At 57.2% G+C, this 17,406-nt stretch carries 17 protein-coding genes and 1 pseudogene; 10 read left to right on the top strand and 8 right to left on the bottom strand.

All coding sequences use genetic code 11. From position 1 onward, the window contains the following. The first annotated feature begins 12 nt into the window (after positions 1-12). Entirely contained in the window at positions 13-927 is a 915-nt protein-coding gene (locus tag J2Y86_RS03170; protein WP_253428047.1) for a DMT family transporter, read from the top strand. Positions 928-1,031: 104 nt separating this feature from the next. On the opposite strand, the gene J2Y86_RS03165 is transcribed toward J2Y86_RS03170, so the two are convergent. Further along, the gene (locus tag J2Y86_RS03165; RefSeq protein WP_253428045.1) at positions 1,032-1,787 is read right to left on the bottom strand and encodes an SDR family NAD(P)-dependent oxidoreductase; all 756 of its coding nucleotides are present in this window, start codon (positions 1,785-1,787) and stop codon (positions 1,032-1,034) included. 11 nt (positions 1,788-1,798) lie between these two features. Beyond that, on the bottom strand, positions 1,799-2,566 hold the full coding sequence (locus J2Y86_RS03160; RefSeq protein WP_253428043.1) for an SDR family NAD(P)-dependent oxidoreductase: 768 nt from the start codon (positions 2,564-2,566) through the stop codon (positions 1,799-1,801). Between the two features lie 296 nt (positions 2,567-2,862). Here J2Y86_RS03160 and J2Y86_RS03155 point away from each other — a divergent pair, with 296 nt between their 5' ends. Further along, complete coding sequence (locus J2Y86_RS03155; protein WP_253428041.1) at positions 2,863-3,570, top strand: TetR/AcrR family transcriptional regulator; 708 nt, start codon at positions 2,863-2,865, stop codon at positions 3,568-3,570. After that, positions 3,560-4,336 carry a pyrroline-5-carboxylate reductase family protein gene (locus J2Y86_RS03150; protein WP_253440092.1) on the top strand — a complete coding sequence of 259 codons (777 nt, stop codon included), beginning with the start codon at positions 3,560-3,562 and terminating at the stop codon, positions 4,334-4,336. Before J2Y86_RS03155 ends, J2Y86_RS03150 begins: the two co-directional genes overlap by 11 nt. A 53-nt stretch (positions 4,337-4,389) precedes the next feature. Here J2Y86_RS03150 and J2Y86_RS03145 read toward each other — a convergent pair whose 3' ends face one another. Next, a complete protein-coding gene (locus J2Y86_RS03145; RefSeq protein WP_253440089.1) occupies positions 4,390-6,426 on the bottom strand; it encodes an NADH:flavin oxidoreductase in 2,037 nt (678 codons plus the stop codon). Between the two features lie 171 nt (positions 6,427-6,597). On the opposite strand from J2Y86_RS03145, the gene J2Y86_RS03140 reads away from it, so the two are divergent. From J2Y86_RS03140 to J2Y86_RS03130, 3 genes are all read left to right on the top strand, one after another. Continuing rightward, the gene (locus tag J2Y86_RS03140; RefSeq protein WP_253428039.1) at positions 6,598-7,578 is read left to right on the top strand and encodes an isopenicillin N synthase family dioxygenase; all 981 of its coding nucleotides are present in this window, start codon (positions 6,598-6,600) and stop codon (positions 7,576-7,578) included. 282 nt (positions 7,579-7,860) lie between these two features. After that, positions 7,861-8,478 (top strand): dTMP kinase, encoded by a 618-nt coding sequence (locus J2Y86_RS03135; RefSeq protein WP_253428037.1) that lies wholly within the window; start codon positions 7,861-7,863, stop codon positions 8,476-8,478. 159 nt (positions 8,479-8,637) lie between these two features. Beyond that, positions 8,638-9,222, top strand: coding sequence for a TetR/AcrR family transcriptional regulator (locus J2Y86_RS03130; protein WP_253428035.1), 585 nt, complete (start codon positions 8,638-8,640; stop codon positions 9,220-9,222). Between the two features lie 57 nt (positions 9,223-9,279). On the opposite strand, the gene J2Y86_RS03125 is transcribed toward J2Y86_RS03130, so the two are convergent. After that, complete coding sequence (locus tag J2Y86_RS03125; protein WP_253428034.1) at positions 9,280-9,684, bottom strand: winged helix-turn-helix transcriptional regulator; 405 nt, start codon at positions 9,682-9,684, stop codon at positions 9,280-9,282. Between the two features lie 48 nt (positions 9,685-9,732). On the opposite strand from J2Y86_RS03125, the pseudogene J2Y86_RS03115 reads away from it, so the two are divergent. After that, a pseudogene (locus tag J2Y86_RS03115) lies at positions 9,733-10,547 on the top strand (SDR family NAD(P)-dependent oxidoreductase). Positions 10,548-10,607: 60 nt separating this feature from the next. After that, positions 10,608-11,075 (top strand): MarR family winged helix-turn-helix transcriptional regulator, encoded by a 468-nt coding sequence (locus J2Y86_RS03110; RefSeq protein ID WP_253428032.1) that lies wholly within the window; start codon positions 10,608-10,610, stop codon positions 11,073-11,075. Positions 11,076-11,077: 2 nt separating this feature from the next. Here the strand turns inward: J2Y86_RS03110 and J2Y86_RS03105 are convergent, their stop codons facing one another. Continuing rightward, a complete protein-coding gene (locus tag J2Y86_RS03105; protein WP_253428031.1) occupies positions 11,078-12,091 on the bottom strand; it encodes a zinc-dependent alcohol dehydrogenase in 1,014 nt (337 codons plus the stop codon). A 4-nt stretch (positions 12,092-12,095) separates the two neighbouring features. Beyond that, positions 12,096-12,530, bottom strand: a complete 435-nt coding sequence (locus tag J2Y86_RS03100) for a PaaI family thioesterase (protein WP_253428030.1) — start codon at positions 12,528-12,530, stop codon at positions 12,096-12,098. A 405-nt stretch (positions 12,531-12,935) separates the two neighbouring features. On the opposite strand from J2Y86_RS03100, the gene J2Y86_RS03095 reads away from it, so the two are divergent. After that, positions 12,936-13,439 (top strand): hypothetical protein, encoded by a 504-nt coding sequence (locus J2Y86_RS03095; RefSeq protein WP_253428029.1) that lies wholly within the window; start codon positions 12,936-12,938, stop codon positions 13,437-13,439. A 63-nt stretch (positions 13,440-13,502) separates the two neighbouring features. Here J2Y86_RS03095 and J2Y86_RS03090 read toward each other — a convergent pair whose 3' ends face one another. Together J2Y86_RS03090 and J2Y86_RS03085 are read right to left on the bottom strand one after the other, a co-directional pair. Beyond that, complete coding sequence (locus J2Y86_RS03090; protein WP_253428028.1) at positions 13,503-14,507, bottom strand: dipeptidase; 1,005 nt, start codon at positions 14,505-14,507, stop codon at positions 13,503-13,505. 39 nt (positions 14,508-14,546) lie between these two features. Continuing rightward, a complete protein-coding gene (locus J2Y86_RS03085; RefSeq protein WP_253428027.1) occupies positions 14,547-15,398 on the bottom strand; it encodes a LysR family transcriptional regulator in 852 nt (283 codons plus the stop codon). A 115-nt stretch (positions 15,399-15,513) separates the two neighbouring features. Here J2Y86_RS03085 and J2Y86_RS03080 point away from each other — a divergent pair, with 115 nt between their 5' ends. Further along, entirely contained in the window at positions 15,514-17,397 is a 1,884-nt protein-coding gene (locus J2Y86_RS03080; protein WP_253428026.1) for an alpha/beta fold hydrolase, read from the top strand. The last annotated feature ends 9 nt before the right edge of the window (positions 17,398-17,406 follow it).

Below are 17,406 nucleotides of genomic sequence, written 5' to 3'. Positions count from 1 at the left end.
AGGAAAGGTTGATTGAATAGCGACCGAACAAAAAATATTGCGCATTTAACGACGCCCACCGCTGCTGCTAATCCCGGGATCGCGAGGCCCCAACTCGGGATTTTCCTCTGCCTGCTTTCAATGCTGATTTTCGCCAGCCAGGACGGCGTAACCAAGGTGCTGGTCAAAGACTTCCCGGTTGCCCAACTGGTCATGGTGCGTTATTGGGTGTTTGTCGTTTTTGCTCTCGGATATGCCGCTTACCTAGGCAGGGGCCAGGCGACGTTTCGCAGTAAGCACCCTTGGCTGCAAATCATTCGAGCGCTGTTAGCCGTGGGTGAAACCCTGCTGTTTGCGGTGGGGCTACGATATTTGGGCCTGGCCGAAATGCACGCACTTTATGCCGTATTTCCGCTGATGACACTGGCCTTGGCGGGGACCGTGCTTGGGGAGTTCATAGGTCTGCGGCGCTGGATTGCAGCGGCCATAGGGTTCACCGGCACACTGGTCATCCTCCGGCCAGGCGCGGGAGTTTTTGAACTCGCGGCGCTGATCCCGCTGCTGGCTGCTTTGGCGTTCGCGGTATTCAACGTACTGACGCGTCGAATCAGCCAGCACGACTCCTTTGCTACGAACATGCTCTTCATGGCGTGTGTGGGGGCCCTGACGGTCACATTTGCGGGGCTGCCTGCATGGGTTTCTCCGACTCCGATCCAGGGCCTCTTGATGGGGATCCTGGCATTGACGGGAGTCGTCGCACAGATTCTCTTCATTCAAGCACTGAAATACGCGACGGCTTCAACCTTGCAGCCTTTCAACTATGCGCTTCTGGTGTTCGCCACGTTGATTGGTGTAATCGTTTTTGCCGAGCAACCGGATACCTGGGTGGTTGTCGGCGCAGCGTTGGTGATCATCGGTGGGCTGTATGCGATCAAAGCGAAGGCGTGAGCATTCAACCGGACAGCCATGGGCTCAGGGATTAAACCCCGCCAAAGAATCTTGCAGCGGAGGAGGGCAAGTCCCTCCCTCCGTCGCAACTCGGGCGGATTCGATCAAAACGGCAGTGGCAGTTTCGCCGTGCGCCCCCCATCCACCACCAGTACCTGTCCGGTAATGAAGGCCGATGATTCGGAAGCCAGGAAAACGACTGTCCCGCCCACATCCGCCGGCAATCCGGTACGTCCGACCGGGTGAAGGCGCAGGAGTGCCTGGCGCGCCGCACGCGGATCCGCTTGAGCAGAGAGGTATGCATCACTCAGCTCGGAGTTTATCCACCCCGGAGCAATGGCGTTGCAGCGAATGCCATCGCGGCCGAGATCGATTGCCAAGGCTCGGGTCAGCCCATGGATGCCGGCCTTGGAGGCACAGTACGCGGCATGTTCCGGGTTGGCGCCTATCCCTTCGATCGACCCGATGTTGATGATGCTGCCACCGCCTCGCTGACGCATCTGTGGGACCAACGCCTTACACAAGAACGCTGGAGCCCGCAGATTGACAGCCATCATGCGATCCCAGTCCTGCTCGGTCATATCATCGATGGACTTCTCGAACATGAACCCGGCGTTGTTGACCAATACATCGATTCCGCCAAGCTGCTCCTGAGCGAAGTGGGCGATCAAATTCGGTGACTCCATCGAAGCGAGATCAGCTTCGACGAAATAGACCTGCGGATGGTTCTGCAAGTCGGCGTCCAGTGCCTGACGCTGAGCGATCAACACAGAAGCTCCCGCCTCCAGCAGTTGTTCGGTGATGCCTCGGCCAATCCCTCTGCCGCCCCCGGTCACCACTGCATTTTTACCTTTGAGCATCGCTACTCTCCTTAGCCGGATACCGGCTTGGCGCCTGTGACTTCTACCGTTTCACCGGCGATGTACCTGGCCTCGTCGGACGCCAGAAATGCGATGACATCCGCAATGTCTTCAGGCTCGGCGATACGGCCCAATGGCACGCTCTTGTTCAGTTCCTGCACGGCTTTATCCGGATCCAGGCCTCGACGCTCAAAGCCGCTGCGTATCATCGGGGTATTGATTTCGTGCGGGCACACGGCGTTGACACGGATGCCCAAAGGGGCGCAATCGCGGCCCAGATTCTCGGTTAACGCCGCGACGGCCCCTTTGCTTGTGCAATACGCCACGTGGGCGGGGCCGGGATAGATACCCCACACAGATGATGTGTTGACGATGGCGGCGCCCGGGCGATTTTTCATGTGCGGTATCGCGGCACGGCAGATGAAGAACACCGCATTCAGGTTTACGCCCATGGCGTCAAACCACATGTCGTCAGTGGTTTCCTCAATCGTGCCGCGGGGAATGATGCCCGCATTGTTCAATACGATGTCGATTCCCGAAAAAACATCGACGGCAGTCTGGACAATCGCTTCGCAATATTCTTTTCGGCGTAAATCGCCTGCCACGTAGTGCACTTCGGCGCCAAGTTCACGAACTTTGGCGGAAATTGATTTGCAACCAGCTTCATCAAGATCAGACAAAACAAGCTTTGCGCCTTCTCGGGCGAACAGTAATGCTAACGCCTGTCCGACGCCCCCGGCAGCGCCGGTGATGATCACCACTTTATTATTAAACTTCATGGCACCTACCTATTATTGTTTTTTGGTAGAACCATTATTTGGTTTTATTGGTTCTCATCGTCTAGCAACTTTTTTATAGGGGCAAAGATAACCTTTTGTTATCTGAAAGATGGAATCGACAGCGCCGATCATAAGTTACCAGTCGCCCGGCTCGGGCGGTATCCAGTGTGGCAGTTCGTTGTGAGATCGAATGCGGATCAGTGTCTAAAAAATGTACGCCGCTGTACATGCCGTGTACGCCACCGGCCTGGGGAGTGTACAGTGGGGCTGAATTTTTAATTAAAGGTGCAACCTGAATGTCACAGACAGGAAGGGCGAAAACCAAAGCGCAGGATGCAGGCTGGCGAGGCTCCGTCGATGGTTGGCTGGACGCAGCCTACGATGCCCTTAAAGAGTCGGGTGTGGATGCTGTGCGGGTAATGCCGCTGGCCAAACGCTTGAATTTGTCTCGCACCAGCTTCTATTGGTTCTATGAAGATCGGGAACAGCTGCTCGCGGCGCTCCTCGCTCGATGGCGGGACAAGAACACTGGCGGTATGGTCAGCCAATGTGAGAGTTATGCGGAAAGTATTTCCGAAGCGATTCTCAACGTCTTCGAGTGCTGGGTGAACCCCGAGCTGTTCGATTCACAGTTCGAATTTGCAGTGCGCAGTTGGGCGCTGCAATCGGACGAAGTCAAAGCTGAAATCGCTCTGGCCGATGAGGCACGAATGAATGCCCTGGCCGCGATGTTCCGACGGTTTGGCTACGACGGCGAGGGGGCCGATGTTCGGGCCAGGACGATCTACCTCACGCAGATCGGCTACATCTCCATGAAAACCAATGAAGATATCGTCATTCGATTTCGACGGATTCCTCAGTACGTGAGCGTGTTTACCGGCAAAGTTCCGAAGCGGCGCGAGCTGGACCGCTTTTATGGAAAGTTTGGCTACGCAGAAAAAGAGCCCGGCGTTTTCGTCCCCTTGGTCGAAACATTCGAGGAGTCCACTGCCGATGGCGAATAGAACGCTGGGCGTCATTGGTGGCACCGGCTGGTTGGGGCGTGCAATTGCCGAGGCGCTCCTTGAAAGCGGTTTCATCGAGCCCGGCCATTTGTTGATCTCGAACCGCTCCGGCGTCAGTACCTTCGAGCCAGGTGTGAAGTTGCTCGCCGACAACCAGCAGTTGGTGGACCTCAGCGATATTGTCGTGCTGTCCATCCGGCCGGAGCAGTTTCGTGAACTGCAGATCAATGCTCGCGGCAAGCCAGTGATTTCTTTGATGGCCGGCGTTCCGGCGGCAGCCATCAGCGCGGCCACCGGTGCGGATGTAATAGTGCGGGCCATGCCGAATGCGGCCGTGGAAATCAGGCAGTCGTTCACACCTTGGTACTGTGTCGGAAACCTTGTTGAACGTGACCGCCAGTGGGTGCAGCGACTGTTCGAGTGCGTAGGTTCGGCGGATGAAGTGCCTGATGAAGACTGCATTGATTATCTCAGCGCGTTATCCGGGACTGGCCCGGCCTTTCCGGCAATGCTGCAATTGGCACTGACTAATCAGGCGGTGGCTGCCGGAATTCCTCTTGCTATCGCACAACGCGCTGCACAAGGCGTCGTGGTGGGGGGCGGCCAGATGCTTGCCAACCGCGATCCGCGGCAAATGATTGAATCGTTGATGGCTTACCGTGGCGTGACGGCGGCAGCGCTGCAGTCGATGGCCGATCAGAACATCGAGTCCATTGTCGGGCGGGCAATAAAGGCAGGCGCTGAGGTTGCGCGGCGGGGAATGTAGCCAGGGCAGGGGACATGCAGTGAAGGCCCGTTGAAGGGCCTTCGCTTTTGGGTTCAGATGTCTTTCATCAGGCGCAAAGCGTCGTAGATGGCCGCGTGGGTGTTGCGAGCAGACACGGCGTCGCCGATCCGGAACAGCTGGAAGCGTCCTTCGGGATGGGTGACGATGTTCTGTGCCGTGCCGGCGATCAGGTCGTGCTGCTCTACCGCACCGCCATTGGTGGAGAGAGGACGCAGCTCGAAGTACAAGTCGTCCAGAGGAAGGGTGCCGTGGTTGACGACCACCTGATCGACCACTCGCTGCTTGTGAACCTTGCCGTAATCGCTGCCAAAGGTTGCAACGAGCCCGCCATCACGTTTTTCCACTGTATCGACCCGATAGGTGACGGTGAAGGTGACGTCCAGGTCCTGAAGGCTGCGCATGTAGGGCACCAGGTTCATGGCCATGACTTCAGGTGCAAACGAGCGGTCAGGGGTGACGATTTCGACTCTCGCACCGCTTTGCGCGATGACCTCGGCAGCTTGCAGAGCAGCATGATCCCCCGCATCGTCGAAGATCAGTACGTTGCGGCCGGGCTTGATGTCGCCGGAAATGATGTCCCAGGTTGAAACCACGAGTTCGTTGCCTTCGCGGAGCACCTCGGTATCAGGCAGGCCGCCGGTCGCAACGATGACCACGTCAGGCTCGAAGGCTTGCACGGTGTCGGCTTCGGCCCAGGTGTTGAAGTGAAACTTCACCCCCAGCCGCTCGCATTGCGCCATGCGCCAATCAATGATGCTGATCATCTCGCGACGACGCTCGCTCAATGCAGTCAGACGAATCTGCCCGCCAGGTTGGTCAGCCGCCTCAAGCACTGTCACATCATGGCCGCGCTCACCGGCTACCCGCGCCGCTTCCAGCCCGGCAGGGCCGGTACCGACCACCAGCACCTTGCGCTTGACCGCGGCTTTGGGAATGTCGTGAGGCATGGTGGTTTCCCGCCCCGTCGCTGCGTTGTGGATGCAGTAGGCCGCGCCGCCCTGGTAGATGCGATCCAGACAGTAGTTGGCGCCCACGCACGGGCGAATGTCTTCTTCGCGCTTCTCGATGATTTTGCGCACGATGTGCGGATCGGTCATGTGCGCGCGGGTCATGCCCACCATGTCCACTTTGCCCGAGGCAATCGCGTAGCGCGCGGTGGCGACATCGGGAATCTTCGCCGCGTGGAAGGTCGGAAAGCCTGTCGACGAGCGGATCTCACCAGCGAAGTCGAGATGGGGCGAGTTGCGCATACCCTGAATCGGGATGACATCGGTCAGCCCTGCGTCCGTATCGATGTGACCACGCACGACGTTCAGGAAGTCGACCAGTCCGCTGTCCTTGAGCATGTGAGAAACCTGCATGCCCTCGCTGGCAGTAAAGCCACCGGGCAATTCTTCATCACCGGTGTAGCGAACGCCCAGCAGAAAATCTTCGCCTACTCGCTGGCGGATGCCACGCAAGACGTCGAAGGTAAAGCGCATGCGGTTTTCCAGCGACCCGCCGTAAGGGCCGTCGAGGTCATTGGTCAACGGTGACCAGAACTGGTCCATCAAATGCCCGTATGCCTGAAGCTCCAGGCCATCGAGACCTGCGGCCTTCATGCGTTCCGCAGCGTCCACATAGTCCTTGATGATCCGCTCGATGTCCCATTCCTCCATTTTCTTCGGGAAGGAGCGGTGTGAAGCCTCGCGACGGTGTGACGGCGACACCACCGGTAACCAGTCGGCCTTGTCCCAGCGGGTGCGACGGCCCAGGTGAGTCAACTGGATCATCACAGCCGCGCCATGTTCGTGGCATTCATCGGTCAGATCCTTCAACCATCCGACGACTTCGTCCTTGTAGGCGAGCACATTGTTGAACACCGGCGGGCTGTCTCGGGATACGGCAGCGGAACCGGCAGTCATGGTCAGGGCGACACCGGCCTTGGCGCGCTCCACGTGGTAGGCGCGATAGAGATCCTTGGGCATGCCGTCCACAGGGTAGGCCGGTTCATGGGAGGTGGTCATGATCCGGTTTCTGAGGGTCAGATTCTTGATTTTATAGGGTTGCAGCAAGGGATCGCTGGACATCGTGGTGCGCTCCAAAGTGGGCTTCATCAGGCTCGGCCACTTGAAATTAGGACAAATGTACACCTGTGTCAACGATTGATGACACAGGTGTACATTTTGCTTGCGTGCCAAAAAATCCAGGCTTAACATCCGTCAAAACCAAGACAGACTTGTTTGGAAAGGGGAGCACACGTGACAGAGTTCTTTGATATTCGCCTGGCTAGCAAACAAACAGCTTTTACTGAAATTCCAGTCATAGATATATCGTCGCTCATACACGGCGAAAATCCGCTGAAGGTGGCAAGCCAAATAGGTGATGCATGCGAAAAGGTGGGGTTTTTTTATATAAAAAACCATGGCATTGACCAGCAGCTGATAGATGAGATGTACACGCTGACCAAAAGGTTTTTCGAACTTCCGTATGAGGAGAAAAACAAGCTCAATGTCGTAAATTCCGGACTTACGCTACGTGGTTATATACCGATGTACGCGGAGAACGTCGATCCAGCCAATACCCGCGATTTCAAAGAGTGCTTTGATTGCGGAGCTCATTACGATGAGGTCTCTCCATTTTTTGGCCCTAATCAAATGCCGTCTGCACTGCCGCAATTCGAGAAGGTTGCCGAAGCGTATCACTCCGCTGTATTGGCCCTCGCGAGAAAACTCATCGGCGGGATAGCGCTGAGTTTGGGGTTGCCACAAGATTACTTTGAACATCTTCAACGCAAGCCCATCACTATTCAGCGAATTTTGCACTATCCGCCCCAGATCGGAAGGGTTTCCCAGGAAGAGATTGGTATCGGGGCACACACGGACTACGGTTTCCTGACCGTCCTGTCTCAAGACGCAGTTGGTGGTTTGCAAGTCAGGAACCGTGCAGGGGAGTGGGTTACTGCCCCACCCGTTGAAGGTACTTTTATCGTCAATATTGGTGATCTGGTTCAAACACTCACCAACGATCGCTACACCTCGACAATGCATCGCGTCATAAATACTAGCGGTCTAGAGCGCTATTCAATACCTTTCTTTATTGATTTGGATTTCGATGCGGTTGTTGAGCCTGTGCCAACTTGCGTAAGTGAGGCCTTGCCCGCGAAGTATGAAGCGTACACTTGCGGCAAACACAAATTTAAGCGTTTCGTTGATAGCTATGCGCATCTGAAAGTCGTATAGGGAGTTTTCAATGACAAGATTTGCCAGGTGCTCATGTTGTGAGCGATAGGTCCTTGGGCTAAATGGAGGGTGCATTCGATTCAAGCCGTTCGCACCCACCACCGCGATCTAGTCAGCTTGCGGGCCTAACCCTGGATTTTGAGACCCTTTAGCCAGAAACCAAGTTAGAGTGTTCATCGGTGTCTGTTCAAAAGATCCCTCCACTCGATTCGCGTAGTCGCGCCAAGCGGTCCCAGCGAACGAACCGGGCAAAACAACCGTATCTCAATCGTTATGTGAAGAATGAATCGTCCGCTGTTTGTTACTCTGGATGGGCCCAAGGGAGCCGGCAAAACCACACTGTTGGAAGCCGTGACGAAAGCACTTCGGGCAGACAACAAAAAGGTTATCCGGCTTTGCGAGAAGAAAAGCGATCCCTATCGGGGTGAAACAATGACCCTCGTTAACAAGCTCGTCCGAAATCCCACCCGGGATCTGGAACTGAGGGTTTGCGAGCGCTTTGCTGATAGCCGTAGCTGGATTTCCCGGCACGTGCTGACTAAACAGCCACCAGACAGCATCATCCTGATCGATCGCTGGTACCCGTCTGATGCCGCGTTTCGCCGGTTAGTCCCGTTTGCAGAGATTCTACAGTTGAACATTGATCGAAACGTGCAAGTGCCAGACCTGCATGTCGGGGTTGTCACCGATCCTGATATTTCGTGGGCAAGGGCTGCGGCACGAGGGCGTGGGCTAGGCAGTACTGTGATCCATAAGCTGGAAGAACATGTCGCTTGTACAAAGGCGTTCGAGCAAGCAATTGCAGATCACGGCTGGGTTTTATGCCGTAACGAAGGAACGATCGAAGACGCAACGATGCAGGTGGTTTCCGAGATCTATAGAGTCCTTCGGTGCCAGTAGGCGAAGCTCGCTGCGTCGGCCTTGATCAAACGAATCAAACGCCAGTTTTCCGGAACAGATCCAAGCTGAATCGGATGGTCCATGAACGGTCCCGTCCGCATCCATTTGACCGAAATTGGCATACTTGACTCGTGGCCTACCAAAAGGTAGCGTCCGGCCATGACTAACTACTCAAACACCTTTTACGAAATTCTCAACTGTGCCCGCACGCTTATTATCGCCGGCGGGTACAACGGTTTCAGCTATGCGGATATAGCCGAGTTTGTGGGTATTCGGAAAGCCAGTATTCACCACCACTTTCCTACCAAGGTGGATCTTGTACGCACGCTTGTTATGCGGTATCGAGAGGAAGCAGAAGTAGGAATGGGCGAAATAGAACGCCACTGTCCAGCCCCGGAAGAGCAACTGCGCGCCTATATGGGTTATTGGCAATCCTGCATAGGCGATGCAACAAAGGGCTACTGCGTCTGCGCATTACTGGCGACTCAGATCCCGGTATTACCGCAAGAGGTGGTGATAGAAGTGCGGACCCACTTTCGAGCGCTTTCCGCCTGGCTGACTTCCGTTCTTGAGCGGGGATCACAGCAAGGTAGTTTCATGTTGTCCGGCGATGCTCGCGCCGAGGCAGAGGCTTTCATGGCGACCGTTCATGGCGCGATGCTCTCGGCTCGTGCATACGGCGATCCCCAGATGTTTGGCGTGATTACGCTTCCGCTCATCGACAGGTTTCTTATCAAGGAATAATTAATCGCTTGATGCTGAGTTGCCGGTTCAATCAAGCCCGCCAAAAAGCCGAAAGGTTCAAGCGTCCTTTGATGAATCGTCAGCCTCGGGTAAATAGCTTGCCGAAAATCTGCGCGCCGCAATAAGAACCGGAAGAAGCTGGCGCCCCATTTCCGACATCTGATACTCGACACGCAGAGGTTTTTCACCGAAGTCGACTCGCTCGATCAAGCCATCCCTGGCCAGTTCGCGCAGATGGGCCGTCAGCATCTTCTGGGAAACGCCTGGCAGATCGCGCTTCAATTGCAGCGTGCGGATCGATGGGTCGGCGTAGAGCCTGAACAGAATCGGTAGTTTCCATCGACTCTGGATCATTTTGATCACCCGAGCCACGTGCCAGGCCGAACCCTCAGGCCCAAGACAAATCTCACGTTGTTCCTGACTGATAGGCACATAAAAGTGCGTACTGGTTTCATCCATCATCTCTATTTACCTTTCGACGTTGACAACAGTTGAACAGGGGTTGGGTACATGGACTTGGAATTAAGCGGTAAGACTGCGTTGGTCACCGGCAGCAGCAAAGGCATTGGCGAAGCGATCGCCCGAAAACTCGCTTTTGAGAACGCAGTCGTCGTCGTTCACGGGCGCGATAAAGCTCAGGCAGAACGGGTGGCCAAAGACATTATCATGCTGGGCGGCAGTGCCTTTGTGGTCTTGGTGATCTGACGGACGATGACCAGGTCCGGCAACTTGTCGACACCGCGGAAGCGCTTGCGGGTCCTATCGACATCGTGGTCAATAATGCCGGCGGCTCAGGGACGACGAAAGACAGCTGGAGTCTCACACAGCCTGAGACCTGGGCGGCTGCCTACGATCGAAATGTGCTCGCAGCCCTGCGTGTTACCACGCGCCTTCTGCCCAGGATGCAGGAAGCGCGATGGGGGCGAGTCATCAACATCTCCAGTCTGGCCGCCACGATGCCGCCACCCTCTGCGCCTGACTATTCCGCGGCCAAAGCCGCCATGAATGCAATGACCGCTTCCATGGCAAAAGCTGTAGCCGCAGAGGGGATAACGGTCAACGCCATCTCTCCCGGCACGATACACAGTGCCACACTTGATGCTCGGTTTCGTGAGGTCGCCGAGGTGCATGGCTTGGCGAGCAAAGACGCGCCATGGGAAGAAATCGAGCGCACGGTCCTGCCGATGTTTGCTCAGGTTCCTCTTGGCAGAGTCGGTCGTCTCGACGAGATCGCGGCCGCCGTCGCGTTTCTGGCAAGTCCGGTTGCCGGATACATTACCGGCGTCAATTTACGTATTGATGGTGGTCTTTCTCCGGTTATCTGAGATGTTGCCCTGAGTATCCACTACGGTTAGGCTGCGCCGGAGCTCAGGGAACCCGCGCACATGGTCATTGAAAAGAAGATAAACACCGCATCGGTCAGCATGAAGTCGCTGCATCCACTCGATCATGCGCTTGAGTTGCTGCATTTCGGATTTCGCGGGCTGACCATCAAGGCCGATCAGTTTCTGGCGACGCGCGACTTGTCTCGCGTGCATCACCGAATTCTCTACATCATCGCCCGGGCAGATGAGATCAATGTCGGTGATATGGCGATGACATTAGGCATCAGCAAGCAAGCGTTGCATCGACCTCTCAAACACTTGATCGATCAGGAACTGGTGTGTTTCAGCCGCTCCCCGGAGCGCCATCGTTTCAAGCTGCTGGCGCTCACGGAAGCGGGTAGGGCCGTGGAGCAGACCGCCACTGAACTGGAGCGACAGACTCTGGATCAAGCCTTTCGCAAAGTAGGGATTGAAGGGCAGGAGGCCTGGACGTCCGTCATGGCGTCACTGGCAGACAATCTGAACTGAAATCAGGTGATGCACTCTCGCACCATGATGCACTTGGCGAGAGGTTGAAGCAGCGCTTCGGTTGCCTCATCGGGCGAGACCACGGTAGGGCTTACCATCAGAGGATCGCAGCGCCCGCTGCTGACGAGGTCGAACACCTTGGGAATGTGTGGGCGTACATTGCACAGCCCCACCGACAGAGTGACGTCGCGCAAGTACATGCCGAAAAGGGGAATCTTCGGATCGTCGAAGATGATTCCGATGCACGAGCAATGTCCGCCCGGCGCCAGTGCCAACAGCCCACGGTGCAGCGACTCATGATCACGGGTGGCGGACACGACAACGTCGTAACGCTCGTCAAGTATCGTGGGCAGTTCGACGCTGGCACCGCTACGCAGAGCGAGATCCCGACGATATTCATTGTCGTCCAGATAATCGACGCTACCCGCTCCAGCGGCGACGGCCATTTGTACAGCAAGCACGCCGAGGCTTTCGGTGCCTCCCACTACAAGAACGCGGGCGTCCGGCCTGGTGCTGATCGGCCGGCTGGTGGCTACCCAGGCATCCGTGAGGTTGTCACTGGCGCTTGCCACCGCCAGCGGGTTGAGACCGGCGGGCAAAGGGACAAGCATCGCGTCGGCAAATGGCACGTCTACCACTTCCGAAAACAGCCCGCCCCAATGGCCGCCTGCCGGGACACCGTAAGCCGCGTGGCGCGGCACTGTCGTGCATGCGGTGGCACGCCCGGCAAGGCACTGAGGGCAGGTTCCACACGCGATCTTCCACGGAACGGAAACGAGGTCGCCGCGGCGGACGGTCAGCACGGCCTCACCGACTTTCAACACCTCCGCGACACATTCGTGGCCTAAAGCAAAGGGCGGTTTGAAGGGGGTACTACCGGCAATCAGTCGCCGGTCCAGGTCACAGGAAGCGGAAGCTATAGGGCGGACCAGCGCACTGTGGGCGCTGGAAAGCTTCGGTGACGGAGCCTCGATCCAGGCCAATCGGCCAGCACTTTGAACATTCAATACTTTCATTGGATCAGCCCCCAGACACTGCAAACGTGGTGGTGGCCTTGGCGAATAGCTTGCCCGCCTCATCGACCACTTGCGCATCGCAAATCGCCAGGCTCCGAGTACGCTCCACGACCCAACCTTCGACGCGGTAGATCTGGCCGGCGCGCAGCGGCCGCACGTATTTGACGTTGAGGTCGATCGTTGAATGGGGAGTGGACGTTTCCAGTGTTGAGAACAACGCCAACGCCGCCGCGCCATCGAGGCACGTTGCAGAAAAACCGCCATGCACGGCACCTGCCGGGTTCAGGTGACGATCGTCTGGCCGAGCCTCCAGAGTAATTCTGCCAGGGCTTACCGCTACAGCGGTCAGGCCCATCGTCTGGCCGATAGAAGAGGAGGGGACCTCCCCGCGAATCAGCGCACGCAGCGCTTGCAACCCAGAGATCTCGTGTTCGGTCATGTGATTTCCTGTGTGGCCGGCCCTCGTGCGTTGAGCCCGTTGCCACTTTTGCGCCAGTTATTGTTGGAATACTTGTAGGGAGCGAGGAACGCCTTTGGTCGCTGTACGCGATGCAAGAGTGCACAGCCCGCCGACAACCTATACGCTGCGAAGACCTTAAGTCAACATGGTTGATATGAGAGGGGAGTTGGCTTGACAGTGCAGACTACCTACTAGTAGGCTGAGCCACACTTGAAAAATATTTCGAGTGAAATCGAGGCTTTTGCAGGCCCTCTGCAGGCAGCCCTATCCATACATAGGGTCGTCGGTAATCGATCAGTTCAACACGGCATCGGAGCGTATCGATGCCTGACCCGTCATCGCCGCAAGTGTGGCGCCGATCTTATTTTTCCCTGAGAGATACCCATGACGCATCCCTTATCGTTTGTAGGCATCATCCACACGGTGATCAGCCTGGTTCCCGTCATCGCGGGCATCTACAGTTTTGCCCGCTACAGCAAGATCGATAAAAAGACTCGCTCCGGAAAAGTCTATCTGGTGGGGTTGGTGTTAGCGGTTATCACGTCTTTTGGAGTGTCCAGCACCGGAGGGTTAAACGCAGGGCATGCGTTTGGCATCGTGGTCCTGCTGGCTGCTTTGGGTGGTGTGCTCGTGGAGCGATTCACCTTTTTCGGGACGCTTCGTCCTTATCTGTCTGCTTTTGGACTGTCGTTCAGTTTTTTCCTGTCGTTGGTGCCCGCAATCAACGAAACGCTCACTCGACTGCCACCTTCCCAGCCTTTGGCCGCGGGCCCTGCTGCGAGCGTGGTGAAGATCACCTTGCTGGTCCTGTTCTGCTTGTTCGTCGCGGGATTTATTGCGCAATGCCGGCTCGTGTATTTGCAGAATCGGGTCCTGCTCCGGACATAAAAACCGGCGTCATCTGCGCTGCCTTTGCGAAATTAATACGTACGACTGGGTGAGCTCAACCGCTCAACGGGTTTCAGGCAACGGCCACGTGGATTGCGCCACGCGCAGGAAATTCTCGCCGTAGATGTTGTGAACATCCGACTCGCTGTAGCCCAGCCGTTTCAACTCCCGAGCTACCTGATCGAGGGCTGCTGGCTGTAATTGGCGATGGCCGTTCATGTGCCCGTAATGCTGCTCTGGCCACCAATCGTTCTCGTCCACGCCCGCAGGCAGGTCTCGGTGATCGGGCTGCAGTTCGGTGTCCAGGCCGAGGCCGATGTGCCGGGTCCCGACTCGCTCGGCCAGGTAATCGATTTGCCGAATGAAGGCGGCGACCGAAGCGTCGGGGTCGCCCAGAAAAATCCCCAGGCCTGTGAGGCCGATCACGCCATCCTGGGCAGCACACGCGAGGATCTGTTCGTCGTCGATCGTGCGCGGGTGGTCGTGGATGGCCTTCACATTGGTATGGGAGAAGATCACCGGCCGCTGCGAGAGCTCCATGACCTCCAGGCTTGAACGTTTGCTGGCGTGGGAGCAATCCATGACGATGCCGGACCTGTTGATTTCGCTCACCACCTCGCGGCCCAGAGGGGTCAAACCGCCGCCCGCGCCATGACATCCACCGGCGCAGCTGTTATCGCGATTGTAGGCCAGCAACATTTGGCGAACACCCAGTCTGGCGAACAACCCGACCATAGCGACGTCCTGTTGCAGCATGTTCGAACCTTCGAGATCGAAAGAGACCGCCAGCTTGCGCTGGTCACGGGCGCGCTGGATATCCGCGACCGTACCCGCCAGAAGATAGTCGTCTTCGTGTTGCGCCAGCCAGTGCCGGAAGCCGGCGAGCACTCGGATCACGTCAGGAAACGGCGTCATGTCCATCCCCACGTTGACTGAAACGTGATGAAAGCCGGCATCGCGGTAACGCCCCAAGCCAGACATGTCCTGCCCGGGAAGCAACGGCAGGCAAGCGTGAGCTTCCCATTGGATTGGCTCGAAGATATCTGTTTGTGCGTGCGTGGGTTTCATATGGGAGTTGGCTCCAGCAATATTTCGCGGATTAAGGCCCTACGTGCCGATCATTTCGCCAGCGAGATTCGCAAGGGCGCGCAGCCTGTCCATCTGCCTCATGTCGTGGTGATACCCCATCCAGATATCACGTCCTGGCGGCTCACTGCCGACGTCTACCCGTCTCAGGGCGGTCAATTGATCGCCTAACGCGCGTGGCAGAACCGCTACACCCAATCCGCGAGCGCACATCTGCGCCTGCACGGTACGGCTGCTGCTGGTAAGCACAGTATTGGCGCGAGGAAACATCTCCTTTAGCCAGAGCACGTCGGGATAGTGAGCCTGTGCTGTGCTCATGAGGATCAACCCGAGGCCTTCTCCGCTCCGGGAAGGTGAGAAAGGCAGGTCTGCCGCGGCGTAGAGCCCATAGCTGAGTGTCGTGAGTCGACGTTGAACGATGTCCGGTTCGGTGAACGGCACGATGCGAAAGGCGATATCCGCATCACGGCGAGTCAGATCGAACAGGCGATGTCCGGCGATGACCTCTGGAACAATCAATGGGTACCGTCGAGACAGCTCGCTGAGTACTGGAGCCAGCACATGGCAGGCGAACCAGTCAGCCGATGAAATCCGCAACAGCCCCTCAGGTTGATCGCTGTCGCCCGCCAGGTGTCGCTCAATGGAAAGAGCGTTTCGCTCCATTTCCTCGGCCAGCCCCAGAATTTTTTCACCGCTGTCCGTCAATACCAGGCCTTGCCCGGTGCGGCGGAAAAAAACCTGTCCACTGTGCTGCTCAAGAACGTGAAGCCGCCGCCCTACGGTGGGATGACTAACACCAAGTTGCTTCGCAGCAGCGCCCAGCGAGCCGGTACGGACTATCGCCAGAAAGACGCGTAAGTCGTCCCAGTCCATCGCTCACCTCTAACGAAAATGAACGGCGAAGATGCAGCAATGACAGTCCCGTTGCAACCCGTCTCCCCGGACAATTGACCCATCCGCGTTACGCGGCAAGCAAGAGGGGCTCCACATGAATATCGGGTTTGTAGGTGTCGGAAGCATGGGGCAAGCCATGATTCCGTTGCTCGTGCAGGCGGGACATCGGGTAAGCGCATGGAATCGCAGTGCCGACGCGCTTTCCGGGTTAAGTGAAATCGATGTGCTTGCGTCTGCGGTGACCGCATTTCAAGAGCCGGTGGTCATCAGCATGCTTGCCGATGACACGGCAGTGCGCGAGGTCTTGCTGGCGTCAGCGGCATTGAAAACTGCCTGCGACGGCTGCATCCATATCGTCATGTCGACGCTGTCGCCAGCGTTGATGGAGCAGCTGCAGAAAGAACATGACGAGGCGGGTCTGGTGTTCATTGCCGCGCCGGTTTTCGGCATACCTGCTGTCGCGGCCAAGGGTCAACTGAACATTCTGGCGGCCGGACCTGATGCAGCCATTGAGCGCGTTCAGCCACTGTTTGATGTGCTCGGCAAAAAGACCTGGAGGCTGGGTGATCAGCCCGTGCAGGCCTGCATCGCAAAAATCGCGGGCAACATGATGATCGCCCAGGCCATCGAATCGTTGGCTGAAGCGAGCTTGCTCGCTGAGCAATATGGCCTTGGCGCGTCAGTATTCATCGAATTCGTCACCCAGACACTGTTCGCTTGCCCCAGCTACCAGCGCTATGGGCAAAACATAGTCAGCGATCGCTACGAACCAGGTTTCAAGCTGTCCCTTGGTTTGAAGGACGTGAATCTTGCATTGCAGGCAGCCGAGGGGAGGGGGCTCAGCCTGCCCGCCGCGGGTGTGGTGCGTTCGAGAATGGACGCCGCCGAAGCGAGCGGACTGGGTAGCAAGGACTGGTCGGTGTTTGCGACCATGGCTAAACGTCCTCAAGCGGCTGCGCCAACGTCAGAGCCGTGGCACACGAATCCGCTCAAGCGTTCTCGTCGGGGAAATTTCTGGATCACCGGCGAGCGGGTCGTCAAAGAGGGCAAGCGATTCCAGTGCGGCCCGATGTACGTGGAGTGGGAGTCCCCAGAGCTGGTTACCCAACCGTATCCCGTGGTGCTGATACATGGCGGCACCCTGCAGTCCACTGAATGGTTCGATACACCGGACGGCCGCCCCGGCTGGGCGCAGCGTTTCGTTGAGTCCGGTTACGTCGTGTTTTGTGTCGACAGGCCTGGCCACGGGCGTTCCCCGTATCACTCGGAAATACTAGGACCGATGGGGCCGGCGTTTTCTTATGAGCGTGCCCGAGAGGTCTATTTTCCGGAGGGCGGCAGTGAGACCCAATGGCCCTTTGCTGCGGACGACGACAGCACCTTTGATGCCTTCATCGCAGGATATGGCCCTATGCCCGCCGACCTTGCGGCCTCCCAGACCATGGATGCCGATCGCTTGGCTCAACTGCTGGATCGAATCGGCAAGGCAATCATCGTCACCCATTCGGCTTCCGGCCCAGATGGCTGGTTATTGGCAGATCGCAGGCCTGGGCTGATTGCAGCCATTGTCGCTGTTGAGCCGATGGGGCCAGTCTTCGGCGATACGCCCGGCATCGGCGCTCTTGACTGGGGGCTGACAGCTGCTTCGATCACGTTCGATCCTCCACGCGCCTCGGCGCAGGAAGTGCAAGCAGCCGACCCCTCGACGCTGCAGATACCCGCACTCAAAGGAATACCTGTCGCGCTGCTGACGGGCGAGACGTCGAAATTCGCCACATTCGCCACCACCATTGTGCCGTTCCTGCGAACCGCCGGAGCCTGTGTCGACCACTTGGATCTGCCTGCTTTCGGGATTCACGGTAATGGCCACGGTTTGATCTACGAACGCAATTCGGATGAGGCGCTCGGGGTGGTTTTGCGCTGGTTGAGCCATTCACTCCAGCGGGTCAATCAAGCGCAGCCAGATTCAGTCGAATAGGAAAAAATC

It is taken from the genome of Pseudomonas migulae (assembly GCF_024169315.1).
Taxonomy (GTDB): domain Bacteria; phylum Pseudomonadota; class Gammaproteobacteria; order Pseudomonadales; family Pseudomonadaceae; genus Aquipseudomonas; species Aquipseudomonas migulae_B.
Note: the sequence above shows the minus strand (reverse complement) of the source record. Positions and strands in the feature narration are given on the sequence as shown.